Source organism: Sulfurovum sp. AR (assembly GCF_000296775.1).
GTDB classification, from domain to species: Bacteria; Campylobacterota; Campylobacteria; order Campylobacterales; family Sulfurovaceae; genus Sulfurovum; species Sulfurovum xiamenensis.
The window spans coordinates 177,146-193,936 of record NZ_AJLE01000003.1; the positions used below are offsets into that span (position 1 = coordinate 177,146).

Here is a 16,791-nt window from a genome sequence, read left to right on the forward strand (position 1 = left end):
TTTAATCCAATTGTGTCAAATATTTTTTTAGTACACTTGCAATGGTCTTTGCCAACAGTGGAGGTACAGCATTCCCTATCTGTTTGTACTGCTGAGTTTTGGAACACGGGAAGACAAAGTCATCCGGAAAAGACTGGCATCGTGCAGCTTCTCTAGGGGTAAATGTTCTTTCCTGCGTATGATCAGGATGTATAAACTGGTTGCCGTCCTTATATAAATGTGCAATAATGGTTTTTGATGGCATATCAAATCGCTGAACAACATAACTGTTGTTGAAAAGTCTTTTTTTAGGGTGTTTCAACTCTGGTTTTTTATCATACAGTTCACCCAGTGTCCAGTTGTTCTTACTCATTAGTTTATATCTCTTCTTGTCCAGATCATTATGAGTTCTGGCAACATGGTGATGTAGTTTTTCGTAATTCTCTGACCGGATCTTTTTTAGATATTCATTCGTTTTTTCAGGGATAAAATCAATACAGTCTTCACCCTGTCCTGCTTTTAGTTTGGGCAGATCGGCCAACGCATCCTGAACTGTCACTTTTGGTTCATTTTTCGATATTTCTGCCAGATCTTCATATATTGCTTTTGGATGAATGTCTATATCCTTTCTCACCCCAATGATAATAACTCTCTTTCTTTCCTGAGGTATACCGAAATCCGAAGAATTTAAAACAATCTCTGATTTCTCTTCGACTATATTGTAGTTTTTCTTCATATCCTTCATAATGGTTTCTATAATTTTTTTGCCGTTTATCTCTGTTGACAACAGTCCTGTCACATTTTCAAAAACAAAAAATTTGGGGCGGTAGTGATTTAGAATCTTCAGATAACTCTCATAGAGATAATTTCTGGGATCACACTTCATGGAGTGTGGATCTCTTGCTTTTCCCTGTGACGAAAATGATTGGCATGGTGGACCACCGATAATTATATCTACGTCATTACCCTTTACAGACTTGTCCATTTTTTCAATAATGTCTTTGGATGTAATATCCTCACACAAAACACCATGTTTTATGTCTTCCTCATCATATCCGTAATGCTTCATTCTGTGTCTCAGTGTATCACAGGCATATTTGTCAAATTCTATATGGGAAAGTGCCTTATACCCTTCCTGGTAAAACCCTTCCGCAAATCCTCCTGCCCCGGCGAACAGATCAATGAATGTCAAAGGTTTTTCATTTGAAGACTTTTTGTTTTCTTCAGATGTTCCACTGTATGAAATAGTCATTACTTTTCACCTTCCTTTTGTGTTTCTTCCCATAGTCTTACTATATGTACAATATCAGCATCATCCAGATTTGACAGCATATCGAGCAGGGTTTTCATGGCAAGAGGAGCAATTCCTCCTCTTAGATATTCTCCATAGGTTCTTGGATTGACCCCTATATAGTCTGCCATATCCTGATATTTATAGTCCCTGCTGTTTTTAACTTCAATGGTACGATGAATCTGTTTTAAAATATCTTTTAATTCCATAAATAGATTATATCCATAATTACATTAAAATGTATTTATAATACATTATATTAAATTAAATATACATTTAAATGTATTTATTATACACATTTAATGTAAATAATTTCTTTTCCAAATACTAATGACATCAATGTTACCAATTATATACTGATAATTTTTGTCCTGTTAAAAATATGTCAAATTGTCATACTGGTGAGAATAATAACCTATTAAAACTAAAGACTGTAAAATACAGCTTCGATTTTATCTGCACAATCTAATAAATTTTTTCGGATATCTGCTTCCCAGAAACGCAAAACAATCCATCCCTTATCTTTTAGTTCTTCATTTACTTTTTTGTCCCGTTCAATATTTCTTGTGATCTTTTTGACCCAGAATTCGGTATTCGTTTTTGGGATATATTTTTCTTCAAGCAGATACTTTCCATGCCAAAACTCAGAGTCTGCGAATACTGCCAGTTTTTTCCCTTTAAAGACTATATCTGGTTTCCCACAAACATCTTTTGCATTTTTTTGATATCGCAATCCTCTTTTCCAAAGTTCTTTCCTCAAGAGAATTTCAATAGACGTATCTTTGGATTTAATACGACGCATATTTTCAGAACGGCCTATTGGTTGTTTCTTTCTTTTCATCAGCTAATTTTAACATAAAAACATGATTACTGAAAAATTAGTACATTTTGAAGTTTTTATAAGAATTTATGCAAAATTCTGGCCAATATTGATTTAATAAGGAAAGGCTGAAAAATTAGGATAATATTGTTGTTACTATAGATAAGGCACTTCAATAACTTCAAAGTTGAAAACATCATTGTTAGAAGGGTAATGCATTTTAAATTCCTTATTTTTGTAACTCTCTAAAACTTTTGGAAATATCAGAACTGCATGGATCTCTTTAGAAATATCCGGGTTTTTTCTTATTTCAACATCACGCTGAAGCTTTATTACATCCTCTATTTTCAAACCGTGTGACTCATCACTGTCATTTTCAAAAATTTTCCATTTTGCATCTATAATAATTAATTTATCATCATATTCAAGTATATAATCAGGATTGGATGTACGCTCGGATATGTAAACTTTTTCACTTGAAATTGTATATTTTGAACTTGTTGCTGAATTAATTTTATCAAATTTTATAGTGCAGTTATTTATATTAAAATAAGGATTGTCGGGTGTCATGATCTGTTGATAAACATACCATTCATACAGGCGGTCCGGCGCAAAATAAAGTGATGTCATATGACTGACTTTTGTTACTTCTTTTTTGTTGTCACCACTGGAATAATACTCGACTCCCAATAATGTGAGTAATGCATTATAGAGCTTACGATATTTATTGTCTTTTTTGAACAGTCCACTTATTTTCTCTTTTGTTATATCTTTCGTTTTAAAAGAAAAGCTCTTATCGGACACAAACTTATTAAGGATAATATGTTTAGTCAAACTCGCAAATTTTCTTGTTTCTTTATTTTCAGGGATACCTGAGGGTACTCTATTCTTTAAAAAGTATTCCAATGAACTGATTGATATAAATGCCAACTTCGAATATAAAACAGATACATATTTGTCCTGGTGTATTTTCGACTTATCCAGTTCTCTTATATTTTTTCCAAGATTAATTTTATGTTTAACTGACTGTGAGGTATATGAAACTAGTTTGGACGTATTTTTATTATGTTTCTTAAAAAAGCTTCTAATTGTTTTTAACGCATCAAGATATTTAAGTTCTATCAAATCATCCATATTATTGACATGTTCAAGTGGTGAATTGTTTTCCAAAGCCATATCAACAATATTTGAATTTATAACTTTTGGATTTATCTTAGGATTATCTTTTTTTAATTCATAGTAGTTTTTTACAAATGAAAAAAAATAGCTTTTATTTGTTTCATCATCAGACTTTTTATAGATTTTAGGAAGTACATAGATTTTGTAGTAATAGCTTTTTTCTTTAAACTGATAATATCCGATTAAATTGTTATTTGATTTCTTGACAATCTCTTTTATATTTTTTCTAGAAATATCAGACAAAGCAATTTTATTATCATAAAAATAATCTAGGAGATTTTCATTTTCATTAAAGAAAAGTGTCTTTGTATAAATCATCTTATTCTACGTATTAGAATTAGTTTCATCAATATTTTCCGGAGTAGTAATGGATTTCTCTTCTTCTGTATTAGCATCAGTTTCTTCTGTCTCTACAGTACTATTCTCTGGTAAAAAATCGTAACTTTTATTTTGTAAATATTCGATAAGATCTTTGTATGATTCTTTTTTTATTTCATCTTTAGTAATACCAAAAGGATAATCGGTGATTTTGGATAGTATTTCTTTTAGATAATCATCATACTCCAACTCTTTGACATCCTTAAACTCAACAACTACTTTGAGTAAGGCTTTGTAAAAAGTTTTTTTGTCTTTTACTTTTCTCCAGATTGCGTGTCCTATAACAAATCTGTCAGGATGAACTTCATCATCCTTCATTTTACTTAAGATTTTGCTGTTTAATGATGACAAAAACTTTGCAACTTTGGGTTCTTCATAGATATCGTCATTATAGTTAGGGTAAATTTCAATTGTGTCAAACCTTCTCAATAAGTTGTCCTCAATAACTTTCTTGTCTTCTCTGAAATTTGAAGTACAAAAAACATATAAATTATCCGGAAAGATCATTTTTCTTTTTTTAATATCAGTTGATACAAGACTCGGAATTTCCACAAAGTGTGCAAACTCAGCTTCTCCACCACTTTTAGTAAAAGGAGTTGAAACTATTTTAGTAATTAAATTATCTAAAGTTTTTATATCTTTATACTCTTCTTTTACATCCTTTAAATCTTTCCCTTCCAATACATATTTTGCTATGTTTGTTCTTTTTGAAGGCTCAATCAAATAAATAAGATCTCCTATCAATTCATTCAGACTGTTTTCCTGAATCTCTTCAAGCACAAGTACAAATGCCTGTTTGGGATGAAGTATAGCTTCATAAATATGATCAAGAATAAGCCCCTGCTTTTCTTTATACTCAATATCATGTGATGTAGTTGTATTAATTCCAATTCCCTGCATAAGGTCTGCATTGCTTGAAGCGGAATGTACATTTATTCTCAAAACATTTTCATCATTGGTACTTAATTTCAGTTCTTTATTTATAAGTGTTTTATCTATCAGATGGGACTTTCCTGTTCCGGGAACTCCTTTGAGTAATATATTTTTATATTCAAAGTTCGTATCTGATTTACCATTATCTTCAGAAATGATTTCTACAGGAGGAGTTTCATGTATATTCGTTTCGTCAATTATAAACTTGATTGCTTTTTCATCTAGCTTAATTAAATTTTTAGAAGATCTAGTGTTATATAGAATAGTATATGGTAGGTCCACCTCATTATTTAATTCTTCTTCTCTTTTCAGTTTTAAATTCAAACCAACAATATATTTATATTTGAGACGCAATCCGCCGTGACTATAATCATCACTATACACATAAATAATATCTTTATATTCAATTTTCCCTACTGAAGACAGTAAATCTTCGACTTCTTTTTTTACATTTACTGTATTATTGTTTTTACAGATCCAAATACTCATAGTACTTCCTCAAAGTCATCAAAACAATCAACATCTAATATGGTATTGAAAGGTACACCAATATAGTCTTTTGTACATCCCTCAAATTCATACATTTGATACTCAAAGTTCTCTTTTCCTTTCGGGACCGTTCTACCACTTTGAACAATACCAAACTGTAGTAGATATTCTGATACATTACTTGACAATGTCATTTTAGAACATTCTTCTTCTTCAATATAGTATTTGTTTTCAGTCTGATCTTTAGTTTTTTTTGCGGTTTTACTTTTTTGTACTTTTTTTAAAAGATATTTATAAAATCCACCTGCTCTGATACCAATATTACAATTTGAAGCTTCTTTATGCATAGTAATAACAATAAATTGACTGGGTAACAAATCCATATACTCCGAAAAAGCACTGATTCTAAATCTAATACCATTTGAAACTTTTGAAATATTGGCAGTATACTCTTTGTCGGTATAGGTATCAATAAGTGTAAATTCAAACTTATCCGATCCTGATTCTCTATTTGGTTTTTTATTATTAATTGTCTTAATAATACCAAAATTAAGTTGTGGCCATATGTCTTTAAAGTTTTCTACATTCTTCAGTTCTATATATGGATCACTCTTGTATTGAGTACAATTGGACATTTTTCTATCTGCTTTTACTATAAATTGTTCCATTTGATACCTTAAAATAATTTTAAGGTGTATTCTAACGAATTAAACTTATTTAGTTACATACTTACAATAACATCTAAAATATCCTCAATATATTACATATGATATTAGCGGATATTAGTTCTAACATAATAAATAATCAAAATAGTAATTTTAGAACAAAAAATGAAATATGCAAAGGTTTTTATTTTCATTTAATCGTGTGAATATTTGAATAAGTCAAAGCCTTGTAACTGACCTCATCAGCTTATGAAAAGTAAAAAAATCAAAATGGACAATATCATTTATGCTGACTCAGCAAATCCAGACAAGATACAAACGATAACCATTGAAAGATACAGAAAATTCTAGCCTGCAAAAAAGATGTACTTGCAGAGGTTGATTATTTTAAGAGTAAAAAGCTTAATGTGAATATAGGCAGTGTAAATCTAAATAAGGGACCGGAATCTTACTCATGTAAACTTGATAATAATGATCAATCTACAGAAGTACAGTTAAGCTTTTTGATGAAGTATTGGATGCTCTTGGATATGCTGTCTTTATATGGTAAAAAAGTAAAACTCAAGTAGGGATAAGAAAGTCTAATTATTTTAGAGGGTATGTAAGTAATCAAGGCTTCAGAGACTTTTATTCTGGAGGTATAAAAGGATTTTAATATATTGTTTGAATAAATGTAACTATTTTTAAAATGACTATTATGGTAAAAGCTCTATTCCTTTTTGATAACAAATATCTTCAAAATCCCTAGCGTTAAATGTTATTAGTGCATCAGTCTTTATATCCGTATCTTCTAGTATTTGTCTAATAATATAATCTACTGAACTATATTCTTGTCCCATTAGAGGATTTAATACAACAATAATAGAATCATCTCGATATGGAGTATCATCTATTTTCGTTACATTTGAGCCTTCAAAAAATCTTTTAAAAGCTTCTCGCCGTTCTGGTCTCTTTACTAAACGAGTGTTTAATGTTTCATAAAGAGTTGGCCATGGTATTAAAACATTAAAATCTTCAATATAAGTAACAAGTTCTAAGGCTTCTTCGTGATATGAGTCTCTTTCATCAAATAATGCGAACCAAAAACCACTATCTACAACAATATTCAGTGGCATCTTATCCGTCTATTTCAACTGTTTTATCACCAAAACCTTCCCAAGGGGAAGCTTTACGTCTACCAAAAATAAAAGTTCCTCTTACACGTGTTCCATCTGGTTCTCTATAAACTAAATATATTCTATCACGCTTTTCAATATTCACTTTACTTTGGATGTCTTCTTTTATCTTTTTTCTTATATCATCATCCTTATTGATTTCATATAGAAAAAAAGCCAGATTATCTCCACACTCTTTAGCACCGACATTATCTAGCCACTCATAAAGACCCGTATAATCTCCTTTTACCCCTAAATCATATGACAACCAAAATGCTTTTTCCAACTTAATACCCTCTCTATTCAAATAAATTTTCATAGTTTATTAATGTAATAATACTCTATTTTTTTCACAAATAGAAATAACCTTTATATATCAGTATGGAATGTCAACACTTTCATAGACATAAAATTATTCTGCTAACACCTTTTGACTGTTGAAATTTTGATTATATCTTTTTTCAAACTCATTTTTTAATTATAACAAAATGTAATAATGTCCTATTGTGATTTTACTTCCAATTACACATCGAGTATCATTCGAGTATCATTCGAGTATCATTCGAGTATCATTCGAGTATCATTCGACTACACATCGAGTATCAAAAATGGTAATATTGATACTAAAACAAAAAAAATCAAAACCTTGGTTGCAAAAAAAGCATATTTAATTACGAAGAAATGATACTCGAGTATCATTCGACTACACATCGACTACACATCGACTACACATCGAGTATCATTTCTTATTTTGGAATATTTTTTCACTTTGTACCAATACGTTGGTACAAAAATCATTTTTTTATATCCCTCAAAAAAAAGTCATTTCCTCAGATATTTAAAATTTAAATGCCCAATACACCGCAAAGCTTGTTTTTGAGAAAAATACTAAAATTTTGAACATGGTGTTCAATATTTTAGTACAATTTTATTTGTATACATAATGATTAAACTCAAATAATACCAATACCTAGTAACTCGATTCTTTAAAGTATTACTTTTAGTTATATAAATACTGGGGTTGATCATCGTGTTAAATAAAAAATTGTCTGTTAGCTAAAAAATTTTATTTTTCCAATAACTTATAATTCTCTTTCTCCTCTTGAATCAGTTTTTTTATATTCTCGACATATTCAAGAGGAAGTGCTTCAAGTGTCCGATAAAGAATATATCGCTGTGAATTTTTATCATTTTGCCAGTTGTTAAGTGTTTTTCTGGTCACACCAAAGTTTTCAATCATTTCTTTTTTTATCATTTTTTAATCTTTATATGTAAATTTATGGATAATTATTACACAAATAGATAAATTTAACCCATTGATAAGTATTTGTATGTAATTATTATCTATATGAATATTAAATATCCATAAATCATTCAGGAGTAAACATGAAATTTGAGTCAAGAGATAAAAGGACACTACAAAAACGTATAGATAATTTTATTTATCTTGGGAAAAAGAAACATGGAAGCAATCGGTATGATTATTCTGCAGTTCATAATGAATATAAAAATAATAGGACCCCTGTACATATAAAGTGTAATATGTGTGATAACCCTCCTTTTAAAGTTTATCCGTTTGTACATACTAATAAAAGTGATAATCAAAAGGGTACCTGTCCACATTGCTATGTACCCAAACAAACTGTACAAGAAACCAGATGGAACAAAAATATCAAACATAGAATTAAAGAGTTTAAGGTTCGCATGTTCAATAGGCATAAAGGAAGATATGCCTATCCTTATTTGGAAATAGAATATAAGAATGAAAATTCAATAATTACGGTTAAATGCAACCAGTGTAATACAAAGCCTTTTAAACGGTTGGTACGTGCACTCAAAGCAGAAGATCGTTATGCTGGTTGCGAAGTATGCAATAAGAATAAAATGGTAAAAATCATTAAGAGAAAAAATAAAATAAGGCAACTTAGAAACCGTCGGACACAAAATATTCCTCGTGATTATGGGTGTATATATAAAATCACAAATACAAAAAATAACAAATTCTATATCGGGTATACAACCATGACATCACAAAAAAGGTTAAAAGCTCATGCGGATGAAACAAGAAGAATGCAAAAAGGTCATAAAGGGAAGTCCAGTTATCTTCATAATTCTATGGCTTTTCATGGTATTGAACATTTCAAGGTGAAAGTACTGGAGGAATTTACCAATGTCACGCCTATTTTTTTAGGAACGTTGGAAAAGGAATATATTGAAAGAGAGAAACCTCACTATAATCTCTCACCGGGTGGTGAACTTGGAGCTCACAAAAACAAATAAACTTGATTTCATAAGCATATTCTGCTGCAGTAATTATTAGTAATACAGTGACACTTACAAATGACTACATAATATATTGTTGTTCCGTCATTTATGAAGCAAAATATTAAGGAAGACTATACACAGGGAATATTAATTTAAAGAATCTTTTTCATTTTACCCTGAGTCAACATTCTTTAATTATATTTCCATTAGAATGATTTAAACTATTGACTGGGTTTAAATGACATATAATACACTATCCTATTATGATAAAAATGCAATGCATTTATCAGACAGATATGAATCTGCAAATGTTGACCATTTGCATTCTTTACTACTGGATATCTTTCCAAATAGATCTCATTTGTTGGAAATTGGGTGTGGATCAGGGAGAGATGCTTCCTTCATGGTAAAAAATAAATTTGACATTCTTGCCACAGATGGATCCAAAGAAATGATCGAAACAGCAAAACAATGCCACCCTGAAATAAGCAATTCACTTTGTTTAATGCAGATTCCTGAGGACCTTTCATTTGAACCTTCTTCTTTTGACGGCGTTTACTCCATAGCAACTTTAATGCATCTACAAAAAAATGAGATTGAATCTACTATTTATAAAATTTCTACAATCATTAAAAAAGGTGCTAACTTTCTCTTCTCCGTATCAATTCAAAGAGATGACATTGATAATCAAGGAAAAGATAAAATGGGGAGACATTTCACCACTATGCCTGAGAGTGAATGGATCAGTTATTGTGAAAAGTATGGTATGCGGTTCAAATATTCAAAAATTACCGGAGATGGACTCAATAGAGATGGAATCGTTTGGCTTACCTGTGTTGTCAAAAAAGAAGAATAATCTATGGAGCATGCATTTATCAAATACGTAGCCAAGGGGTCTAACAGCAACACATACAAATTTGCTTTAGCAAAATTTCTTCTGGATTACTCCCGAAGTAAAAAAATTATTTCCGATTGCACTATCAGTTATAATGAGATTGCTACAAAATTTTTAGAGTACTACTGGTTCCAGGAATGTAAATATAAATTCAAACAAGATTTTAATAAAGATAAAATGCCCGTAGTGATTCGGCTAATACAGAAATATTGTGGTACGGAATATATCCCTGAAACTTATGAGAAATACTTTCAAGATAAAAAAGATATACAAAAAAAACTCATATCTGATATAGAAAAACAATGTTTTAAGGATGTGATTCCCAGATTTCAATCTGATGGAGAAAACCCTTTTTATATGCATTTTCATCAAATCTCTGAAAGTGAACGAAAATTTATGCCACCCCAAACTGAAAAAAGGCATATTATATTAAATTACAAAGCGCTCTCTTTTTTTAAAGAAGAATATGAAACGTTAACTAAGATTTTGATTTTAGAGTGGGCAAAGTTTCTTGAAAAAACGAACTTTACGCCAAGACTCATATCTAAAATAGAACTTATGAAAGATCCCAAAAGAAATTCACTAAACAAATTTAGGAAAATTCTCTTGGAAATGGATAACAAATGTTTTTATTGCGGAGAATCTTTTGACAATAAAACCATACATATAGACCATTTTATACCCTGGTCATATATCTATGAAGATGAGATATGGAATCTGGTACAGGCTTGTTCAAACTGCAATCTTATTAAAAGTGATGCTTTACCTCCAAAACAATATATTCAAAAAATAACCACAAGAAATGAAAACCATGGATTGCTTAAATGGAATCGTGACATCAATGAATACTATGAGAACTGTTTCAAAGCGGGTTTTAAAATAATCAACGAAGAAAAGCTGGAATGCAAAAGTGCTATCTAGTGGTGAATTACTGAGACTTGAAATCTACTTCATATACCTGAAGACTTATATATGGGTAATCGAGTAGTAGAATTGTACTTGTATAAGCACTTCTATAATGTCCCCCATTTGTCTATAAAAACACTTTTCTTTCTCTGCTGAAAAGTTTTACCCAATTTTTACACCCCCCTGTATGCTAGAATGCTTCAATATCAAAATAAAAGGATCCAGCATGATATTTGATGTAATAAATGACAAGCTTGATGAAATACTATCCATCCATCAAGCATTGCCTGAATGGATACCTATATCAAAACAGTACGCCAATGAATGTGGATATCAGACAATTGATGGGCTTCGAAAATGGTGCTATAACAATCTGCCTCCTGAAAAGTTTGAAAAGCGTGGCAAGAATTGGTATATCCATATTTCTGTAATTCATTTTATAAAGAGAAAGGTAGTATAATGAATAGTATGCCAACAGCCAACGAAAGGAAAACAACGTTGGCAAAAGTAACAGTAAATAACTACGATATCATCATTTTAGATGGCACCGTAGATGGTAAACGGCATAGACTTACAACTGGTAAGAAAGCAGGTAATCGTCTATTGTCTTGGTATGAACGTCATGCAGATGACGAGTTCTTTAAATTATACGAGCAAAAATTTGGTTCTGCATCAAATGAGTCTATAACTTTCAAAGAGTATGGTTTACAGATTCTAGAGATTACCAAAAATAACCGAAATGAATTTACACAAAATGAAGAGATATACAGATTCAACAAGTTATGTGAAACTTTTGGAGATATGAAAATCTCTGATATAAAAGCATTTGATGTAGCAAAATGGCAAAATGAGTCTGGTTTTGCACCTAAGACGATACGAAACTACAGGTCTACCCTCAATCGCATCATGGAAATGGCCGATTATGACGAACTCATAAGAAAAAATCCTGTGAAATTCGTCAGGATACCTAAGAAGGTTCATAAAGAGATACATATATTCAATCAAGATGAGATAATGCTTTTGATCGAAAAAAGTACGGGACAGCTAAAAAATGTTCTGATGTTCAATTTCTTTGCAGGGCTTAGACCTAGTGAACTCATAGCTCTTCGCTGGAATGACATTGATTTTGATTCAAATACGATTAAAGTAGATACACGTATACGTAGAGGCGTTGAGGATGTCACAAAATCAAAGAGGGTCAGGATCATTGACATGCTCCCTCAAGCTAGAAAAGCACTCAAAAGACAAAGACTTCTTACTGGCCTCAAAAATGACTATGTCTTTATCTCGCAGCATGGTAAAGGATATACGACACCTAATGTGATCAGTGATCGTCTCAAAAAACTTTGTAATGAATGTGGTATCAAAGCCGGAACGATGCAGACGGTAAGAAGATCCTGCAATACCCTGCTTAAACAATACGGGCTACCGCTAGATTGGATATTGGACCAGTTGGGTCATGTAGAAGATGGCGTGAACCGTGAACATTATACGGGTAGAATAAAACCTGATCTGTCTAAAATTGGCAGAGTTTTGGCAGAGTAAATGATTGGTTAGTCTGAAAGTTCGTGTTTTAGGGGATTAAAGTGGCGGACAGTGAGGGATTCGAACCCTCGGTACCCTTACGAATACGCATCCTTAGCAGGGATGTGGTTTCAGCCAACTCACCCAACTGTCCTTGTGTTTTGTGGATGAGATTATAATAGCATTGGCTTAAATAGAAGCTTAAAATTTTTTAAATTTATATTTTTTCACATCGATCAATTATATTTTAGGAAAATCACAAAAAAACTGATTATCATTACATCATAGAATTACCAAACAAGGTTCGAAATGTTAAAAAAACTTACGCCCCTTCTAGTACTGGCAATGTTTGCTGCAGGTGCCTATTTTATGATGAAGGGTATGGACAATGCTGTCCATATGACCAAATCAAAAAAAGAGATCAAAAAGTAGTGATTACTTTCAGTATCTCTTCTACTTTGCTTTGAGGGTCACTGTCTTTGTAGATAGGTCTTCCTACTACAGGGTAGTCTACTCCCTCTTTATTTGCTAGATCGAGTGTTGCCACACGCTGTTGATCTCCTGCATCTTCTCCAAAAGGTCTTATACCAGGGCAGAGGGTCAAGAATGTCTCAGAGGTTGCATTTTTGATCGCCCTGCTCTCAAAGGTTGAACATACCACACCGTCCAAACCGTTTTCATAACTCATTTTTGCGAACTGTTCAGCTTTTTCGTCTATGCTTTTCTCGTAGATACTCTGAAAGTTTGCTTCATCAAAAGAGGTCAGAGCCGTTACAGCTAGTACTAACGGACGGTTTTCATAAGGAGCCAGTCTCTCCATCACTGTTCTCATCGCTACAGCCCCTGCTGATGCATGGATGTTGAACATATCTACACCTATCTTGGCTATCTCTTCTGCTGCATCAGCCATAGTGTTGGGGATATCGTAAAGTTTGAGGTCTAAAAATATCTTGAAATCAGTGTTGATCGCTTTGAGGGCTTCTATAAAAGGTTTTCCGTCACGGATGTAGGCACGGAATCCTACTTTCATCCAAACATTGTATGATTTGAGTGACTCGGCTAGAGCCAGATTCTCTTCAGCTGACGGCAGATCAAGTGCTACACATAGTTCCATGGTTTAAACCTCTTATCTTTTAGTGGTATAATAATATCAAAATTTTAATATATAAGGACTAAACACACATGTTTGGAAAAGAAACAAAAAGATACGATATCGTTCAATCTGTAATGGATACATACAACTACGCTAAATTCACGACTTCTAAAGGTGTGATCTGGGCTAAGCTCTTTAAAGACGATGCACCTAACACAGTTGCAAACTTTGCTCACCTTGCAGAAACAGGGTTCTATAATGGCCTCAAATTCCACAGAGTGATCCCTGGATTTATGGCACAAGGTGGTTGCCCACACTCTAAAGATAATCCGGCTATGGCTGGTACAGGTGGTCCAGGGTGGCAGATAGACTGTGAGACTGACACAAGTACACACCCGCACAGAAGAGGAGTACTCTCTATGGCGCATGCAGGACCAAACACAGGTGGAAGCCAATTCTTCATCACATTCGTTGCGACACCACACCTTGACGGTGTTCACACTGTATTTGGTGCGATCGATGAAGATGATACTGAGAGTTTCATGGTTCTAGACCAGATTCAACAAAATGATGACATCATCAGTATTGAAGTGCTTGAGTCAAGAGCGTAATTAACTGTTTATCATCCTTGGACTTTTGTCCGGGGATATTCTAAAAGGAACTGTATGTTTGGATATTATAGAGTTGCATCGGCTGTGAATAAGACCATCGTAGGAAATCCTGCAAAAAATGCCGAAGAGATCATCACACTTATCCAAGATGCACACGCTAAAGAGGTTAGTGTCGTTGTATTTCCGGAGCTGACGCTTACAGGATACACTGCCAGTGACCTTTTCCTTAATCAAACACTCATTGCCTCCCAAAATGAGAAACTCGCATATATCTTACAACAAACATCAGATATACATACCATTGCCATCATCGGCTTAGCACTGCTTGAAGCAGACAGGCTCTACAATTGTGCCGCTGTACTGCAAAACGGAAAGATCCTGGGTATCGTACCTAAAAGCTATCTGCCGAACAAAAAAGAGTTCTATGAAAAACGTCAATTTATCACAGGCAGAGATATCACCAGAACCACCACAGAGCTGTACGGAGAGGAGATACCTTTCGGGGTGGACCTTCTTTTCAGTGATTCAAAAGAGATGACCTTTGGTGTGGAGCTATGTGAAGACCTTTGGGCTGTGACCCCTCCTAGCAACCATATGGCAAACAATGGTGCAAACCTCCTCTTTAACCTTTCGGCAAGTAATGAACTCATAGGTAAAGCCGAATACCGCGAAGAACTGGTACGTACACAGAGTGGTCGTTGTATGGCTGCCTATGTCTATACTTCTGCAGGCGTAGGTGAATCTACCACTGATACTGTTTTTGGAGGGCATGCCATCATCTCTGAATATGGTTCTACCTTGGCTCAAAATGAGCGTTTTAGCCTAGAGAGCACTCTCATCACAGCGGATGTAGACCTGGAACGTTTACGATGGCTCAGACTCAATGAATCGAGCTACTCTGATGGCAGACGTAAAAAAACACGGATCATCAAAGTGGATAACCTGCCAGAGATCACTACACTAGATCGCAAGATCAACCCAATGCCATTCGTACCTTCACTTTTTGAAGAGAAAAAGCACCGTTGCGACGAGATCGTGCAGATCCAAGCCCATGGCCTCATTAAGCGTATGAGCCATGCACATATCACAAAAGCAGTCATAGGCATCTCTGGGGGACTTGACTCTACACTTGCCCTACTCTCCACGCACAGAGCATTTGAGATCATGGGATGGGACCATACCAATATCATCGCAGTGACCATGCCTGGCTTTGGTACCACAAGCCGTACCAAATCCAATGCGGTCAAACTTTGTGAAGCCCTGGGCGTTACACTAAGAACGATAGATATCACCGATATCTCTCACAAAGAATTTGAAGCCATAGAGCATAACGTCAACGAACACTCTGTGACCTATGAGAATGTGCAGGCACGCGCAAGAACCTCCATACTGATGAACATGGCCAACAAAGAGGGTGGGCTTGTCATCGGTACAGGTGACCTTAGCGAAGTGGCTTTAGGCTGGTCTACCTACAATGGTGACCACATGAGTATGTATGCGATCAATTCGGGTATCCCAAAGACACTCATACAGTATGTGATCGAGTATTTTAAATATGATGAGAGCATAGCTGACGTCATAGACGATATCCTGAATACACCTATAAGCCCTGAACTGCTTCCGCATAAAGAGGATGAGATCGTCCAGGAGACAGAAAGTATCGTTGGTCCTTATGCACTGCATGATTTCTTTCTGTACCATTTCATCAAGTATGGTGCCAGACCAAGGAAGATACGTTTCCTGGCCGGTTTGGCCTTTGAGGGGAAATATGATGAAAAGACCATTACAAAATGGCTCAAACTCTTCTTAAAACGTTTCTTTACCCAGCAGTTCAAACGTTCATGTATGCCAGATGGGCCCAAAGTAGGTACGATATCTTTAAGCCCCAGGGCAGATTGGAAGATGGCCAGTGATGCAGATGTAGAGATCTGGTTAGAGGAGTTAGAGAAATGAGATCCAACAATACGATAAAACACTTCATCAACACGATGATCCAGGGGCTGTTCTGGCTTTTACCGATCGTTGCTACGATCATTATCATTTCATGGCTCTATACCAATATAGAAAATGTATTGGGTAGTATGTTCAGACTTATCGGATTCATGCCTGAAAAGTATCTCTTTTTATGGGAAGCTCTGGCTGTTGTTGTCTTTTTAATTATACTTTATATTCTCGGACATCTTGCACGGACAAAACTTGCAAACCTCTTTGAATACCTATTTTCCAAAATACCCGGATACACTACGATCAGGGAACTCGTAGGTATTTTCAACTCTTCCAAAAAAGGTAAAAATCAAGTATTGGTCGTAGCGATCAAAGGTTTTGGAAATGAAGGGTACAATATAGGACTGATGTATTCACAAAAAGAGAGTATCATCAAAGACCACTACACCATTACACTCTCCATGTCACCCATACCAAACGGTGGATTTATGTTTGAGATCCATAAAGACAAGATCTATGTCATAGAGAATGCTACATTTGATAACAACCTGCAATACCTGCTCTCTATGGGGGTGAAAAGTTTTACCGAAATTCTAAGGATTGAACCCAAAAGCATAGATGAATTCACCCCGCTTTGTGAGTGGATCAAAAACAATGAAGGGTAA

The 16,791-nt window shown here is 34.0% G+C and carries 19 protein-coding genes and 1 tRNA gene; 9 read left to right on the forward strand and 11 right to left on the reverse strand.

Going from position 1 to position 16,791, the window contains the following annotated elements; translation table 11 throughout:
- Position 1: 1 nt before the first annotated feature.
- The 9 genes from SULAR_RS04020 to SULAR_RS04060 all read right to left on the reverse strand — a co-directional run bounded on the left by SULAR_RS04020 (position 2) and on the right by SULAR_RS04060 (position 8,143).
- Complete coding sequence (locus tag SULAR_RS04020; protein ID WP_008243245.1) at positions 2-1,231, reverse strand: DNA cytosine methyltransferase; 1,230 nt, start codon at positions 1,229-1,231, stop codon at positions 2-4.
- Entirely contained in the window at positions 1,231-1,479 is a 249-nt protein-coding gene (locus tag SULAR_RS04025; protein WP_008243254.1) for a hypothetical protein, read from the reverse strand. Before SULAR_RS04025 ends, SULAR_RS04020 begins: the two co-directional genes overlap by 1 nt.
- Before the next feature lie 215 nt (positions 1,480-1,694).
- Positions 1,695-2,111, reverse strand: a complete 417-nt coding sequence (locus SULAR_RS04030; protein WP_008243256.1) for a very short patch repair endonuclease — start codon at positions 2,109-2,111, stop codon at positions 1,695-1,697.
- 135 nt (positions 2,112-2,246) lie between these two features.
- A complete protein-coding gene (locus SULAR_RS04035; RefSeq protein WP_008243257.1) occupies positions 2,247-3,587 on the reverse strand; it encodes a hypothetical protein in 1,341 nt (446 codons plus the stop codon).
- A 6-nt stretch (positions 3,588-3,593) separates the two neighbouring features.
- Positions 3,594-5,069, reverse strand: coding sequence for an AAA family ATPase (locus tag SULAR_RS04040; RefSeq protein ID WP_008243259.1), 1,476 nt, complete (start codon positions 5,067-5,069; stop codon positions 3,594-3,596).
- On the reverse strand, positions 5,066-5,737 hold the full coding sequence (locus tag SULAR_RS04045; RefSeq protein WP_008243261.1) for a two component transcriptional regulator: 672 nt from the start codon (positions 5,735-5,737) through the stop codon (positions 5,066-5,068). The genes SULAR_RS04040 and SULAR_RS04045 overlap by 4 nt, the downstream gene beginning before the upstream one ends.
- Positions 5,738-6,429: 692 nt before the next feature.
- Entirely contained in the window at positions 6,430-6,849 is a 420-nt protein-coding gene (locus SULAR_RS04050) for a type II toxin-antitoxin system VapC family toxin (protein ID WP_008243263.1), read from the reverse strand.
- A 1-nt stretch (position 6,850) separates the two neighbouring features.
- Positions 6,851-7,174 (reverse strand): hypothetical protein, encoded by a 324-nt coding sequence (locus SULAR_RS04055; protein ID WP_008243265.1) that lies wholly within the window; start codon positions 7,172-7,174, stop codon positions 6,851-6,853.
- A 780-nt stretch (positions 7,175-7,954) separates the two neighbouring features.
- The gene (locus tag SULAR_RS04060; RefSeq protein ID WP_008243267.1) at positions 7,955-8,143 is read right to left on the reverse strand and encodes a hypothetical protein; all 189 of its coding nucleotides are present in this window, start codon (positions 8,141-8,143) and stop codon (positions 7,955-7,957) included.
- Between the two features lie 131 nt (positions 8,144-8,274).
- On the opposite strand from SULAR_RS04060, the gene SULAR_RS10895 reads away from it, so the two are divergent.
- The 5 genes from SULAR_RS10895 (at position 8,275) to SULAR_RS04085 (ending at position 12,499) form a co-directional block, all read left to right on the forward strand.
- On the forward strand, positions 8,275-9,168 hold the full coding sequence (locus tag SULAR_RS10895) for a GIY-YIG nuclease family protein (protein ID WP_008243269.1): 894 nt from the start codon (positions 8,275-8,277) through the stop codon (positions 9,166-9,168).
- A gap of 262 nt (positions 9,169-9,430) precedes the next feature.
- The gene (locus SULAR_RS04070; protein ID WP_238536357.1) at positions 9,431-10,009 is read left to right on the forward strand and encodes a bifunctional 2-polyprenyl-6-hydroxyphenol methylase/3-demethylubiquinol 3-O-methyltransferase UbiG; all 579 of its coding nucleotides are present in this window, start codon (positions 9,431-9,433) and stop codon (positions 10,007-10,009) included.
- A 3-nt stretch (positions 10,010-10,012) separates the two neighbouring features.
- Positions 10,013-10,969 carry an HNH endonuclease gene (locus SULAR_RS04075; protein ID WP_008243273.1) on the forward strand — a complete coding sequence of 319 codons (957 nt, stop codon included), beginning with the start codon at positions 10,013-10,015 and terminating at the stop codon, positions 10,967-10,969.
- 211 nt (positions 10,970-11,180) lie between these two features.
- Positions 11,181-11,414: a hypothetical protein gene (locus SULAR_RS04080; RefSeq protein WP_008243280.1), complete on the forward strand. Its 234-nt coding sequence runs from the start codon at positions 11,181-11,183 to the stop codon at positions 11,412-11,414.
- Positions 11,414-12,499, forward strand: a complete 1,086-nt coding sequence (locus SULAR_RS04085; protein ID WP_008243281.1) for a tyrosine-type recombinase/integrase — start codon at positions 11,414-11,416, stop codon at positions 12,497-12,499. The genes SULAR_RS04080 and SULAR_RS04085 overlap by 1 nt, the downstream gene beginning before the upstream one ends.
- Positions 12,500-12,541: 42 nt before the next feature.
- Here the strand turns inward: SULAR_RS04085 and SULAR_RS04090 are convergent.
- Positions 12,542-12,632: transfer RNA gene (locus SULAR_RS04090), tRNA-Ser, on the reverse strand.
- A gap of 155 nt (positions 12,633-12,787) precedes the next feature.
- Here SULAR_RS04090 and SULAR_RS11410 point away from each other — a divergent pair.
- Positions 12,788-12,910 carry a hypothetical protein gene (locus SULAR_RS11410; RefSeq protein WP_255344707.1) on the forward strand — a complete coding sequence of 41 codons (123 nt, stop codon included), beginning with the start codon at positions 12,788-12,790 and terminating at the stop codon, positions 12,908-12,910.
- On the opposite strand, the gene pyrF is transcribed toward SULAR_RS11410, so the two are convergent.
- On the reverse strand, positions 12,900-13,592 hold the full coding sequence (gene pyrF, locus SULAR_RS04095) for an orotidine-5'-phosphate decarboxylase (RefSeq protein WP_008243282.1): 693 nt from the start codon (positions 13,590-13,592) through the stop codon (positions 12,900-12,902). The genes SULAR_RS11410 and pyrF overlap by 11 nt on opposite strands.
- Before the next feature lie 68 nt (positions 13,593-13,660).
- On the opposite strand from pyrF, the gene SULAR_RS04100 reads away from it, so the two are divergent.
- The 3 genes from SULAR_RS04100 to SULAR_RS04110 are packed head-to-tail and all read left to right on the forward strand — an operon-like array spanning position 13,661 to position 16,791.
- The gene (locus SULAR_RS04100) at positions 13,661-14,182 is read left to right on the forward strand and encodes a peptidylprolyl isomerase (RefSeq protein WP_008243284.1); all 522 of its coding nucleotides are present in this window, start codon (positions 13,661-13,663) and stop codon (positions 14,180-14,182) included.
- Positions 14,183-14,236: 54 nt separating this feature from the next.
- Positions 14,237-16,135: an NAD(+) synthase gene (locus SULAR_RS04105; protein ID WP_008243286.1), complete on the forward strand. Its 1,899-nt coding sequence runs from the start codon at positions 14,237-14,239 to the stop codon at positions 16,133-16,135.
- Positions 16,132-16,791, forward strand: a complete 660-nt coding sequence (locus tag SULAR_RS04110) for a DUF502 domain-containing protein (RefSeq protein WP_008243288.1) — start codon at positions 16,132-16,134, stop codon at positions 16,789-16,791. The genes SULAR_RS04105 and SULAR_RS04110 overlap by 4 nt, the downstream gene beginning before the upstream one ends.

Excerpts from the sequence above, each read along its gene's own strand:
- SULAR_RS04105 (WP_008243286.1), top strand. The coding sequence starts at position 14,237 with ATGTTTGGATATTATAGAGTTGCATCGGCTGTGAATAAGACCATCGTA.
- SULAR_RS04075 (WP_008243273.1), top strand. The coding sequence starts at position 10,013 with ATGGAGCATGCATTTATCAAATACGTAGCCAAGGGGTCTAACAGCAAC.
- SULAR_RS04040 (WP_008243259.1), bottom strand. The coding sequence starts at position 5,069 with ATGAGTATTTGGATCTGTAAAAACAATAATACAGTAAATGTAAAAAAA.
- SULAR_RS04030 (WP_008243256.1), bottom strand. The coding sequence starts at position 2,111 with ATGAAAAGAAAGAAACAACCAATAGGCCGTTCTGAAAATATGCGTCGT.
- SULAR_RS04070 (WP_238536357.1), top strand. The coding sequence starts at position 9,431 with ATGCATTTATCAGACAGATATGAATCTGCAAATGTTGACCATTTGCAT.
- SULAR_RS04045 (WP_008243261.1), bottom strand. The coding sequence starts at position 5,737 with ATGGAACAATTTATAGTAAAAGCAGATAGAAAAATGTCCAATTGTACT.
- SULAR_RS04050 (WP_008243263.1), bottom strand. The coding sequence starts at position 6,849 with ATGCCACTGAATATTGTTGTAGATAGTGGTTTTTGGTTCGCATTATTT.
- SULAR_RS04025 (WP_008243254.1), bottom strand. The coding sequence starts at position 1,479 with ATGGAATTAAAAGATATTTTAAAACAGATTCATCGTACCATTGAAGTT.
- SULAR_RS04020 (WP_008243245.1), bottom strand. The coding sequence starts at position 1,231 with ATGACTATTTCATACAGTGGAACATCTGAAGAAAACAAAAAGTCTTCA.
- SULAR_RS04085 (WP_008243281.1), top strand. The coding sequence starts at position 11,414 with ATGAATAGTATGCCAACAGCCAACGAAAGGAAAACAACGTTGGCAAAA.
- SULAR_RS04110 (WP_008243288.1), top strand. The coding sequence starts at position 16,132 with ATGAGATCCAACAATACGATAAAACACTTCATCAACACGATGATCCAG.
- pyrF (WP_008243282.1), bottom strand. The coding sequence starts at position 13,592 with ATGGAACTATGTGTAGCACTTGATCTGCCGTCAGCTGAAGAGAATCTG.
- SULAR_RS10895 (WP_008243269.1), top strand. The coding sequence starts at position 8,275 with ATGAAATTTGAGTCAAGAGATAAAAGGACACTACAAAAACGTATAGAT.
- SULAR_RS04080 (WP_008243280.1), top strand. The coding sequence starts at position 11,181 with ATGATATTTGATGTAATAAATGACAAGCTTGATGAAATACTATCCATC.
- SULAR_RS11410 (WP_255344707.1), top strand. The coding sequence starts at position 12,788 with ATGTTAAAAAAACTTACGCCCCTTCTAGTACTGGCAATGTTTGCTGCA.
- SULAR_RS04100 (WP_008243284.1), top strand. The coding sequence starts at position 13,661 with ATGTTTGGAAAAGAAACAAAAAGATACGATATCGTTCAATCTGTAATG.
- SULAR_RS04035 (WP_008243257.1), bottom strand. The coding sequence starts at position 3,587 with ATGATTTATACAAAGACACTTTTCTTTAATGAAAATGAAAATCTCCTA.
- SULAR_RS04060 (WP_008243267.1), bottom strand. The coding sequence starts at position 8,143 with ATGATAAAAAAAGAAATGATTGAAAACTTTGGTGTGACCAGAAAAACA.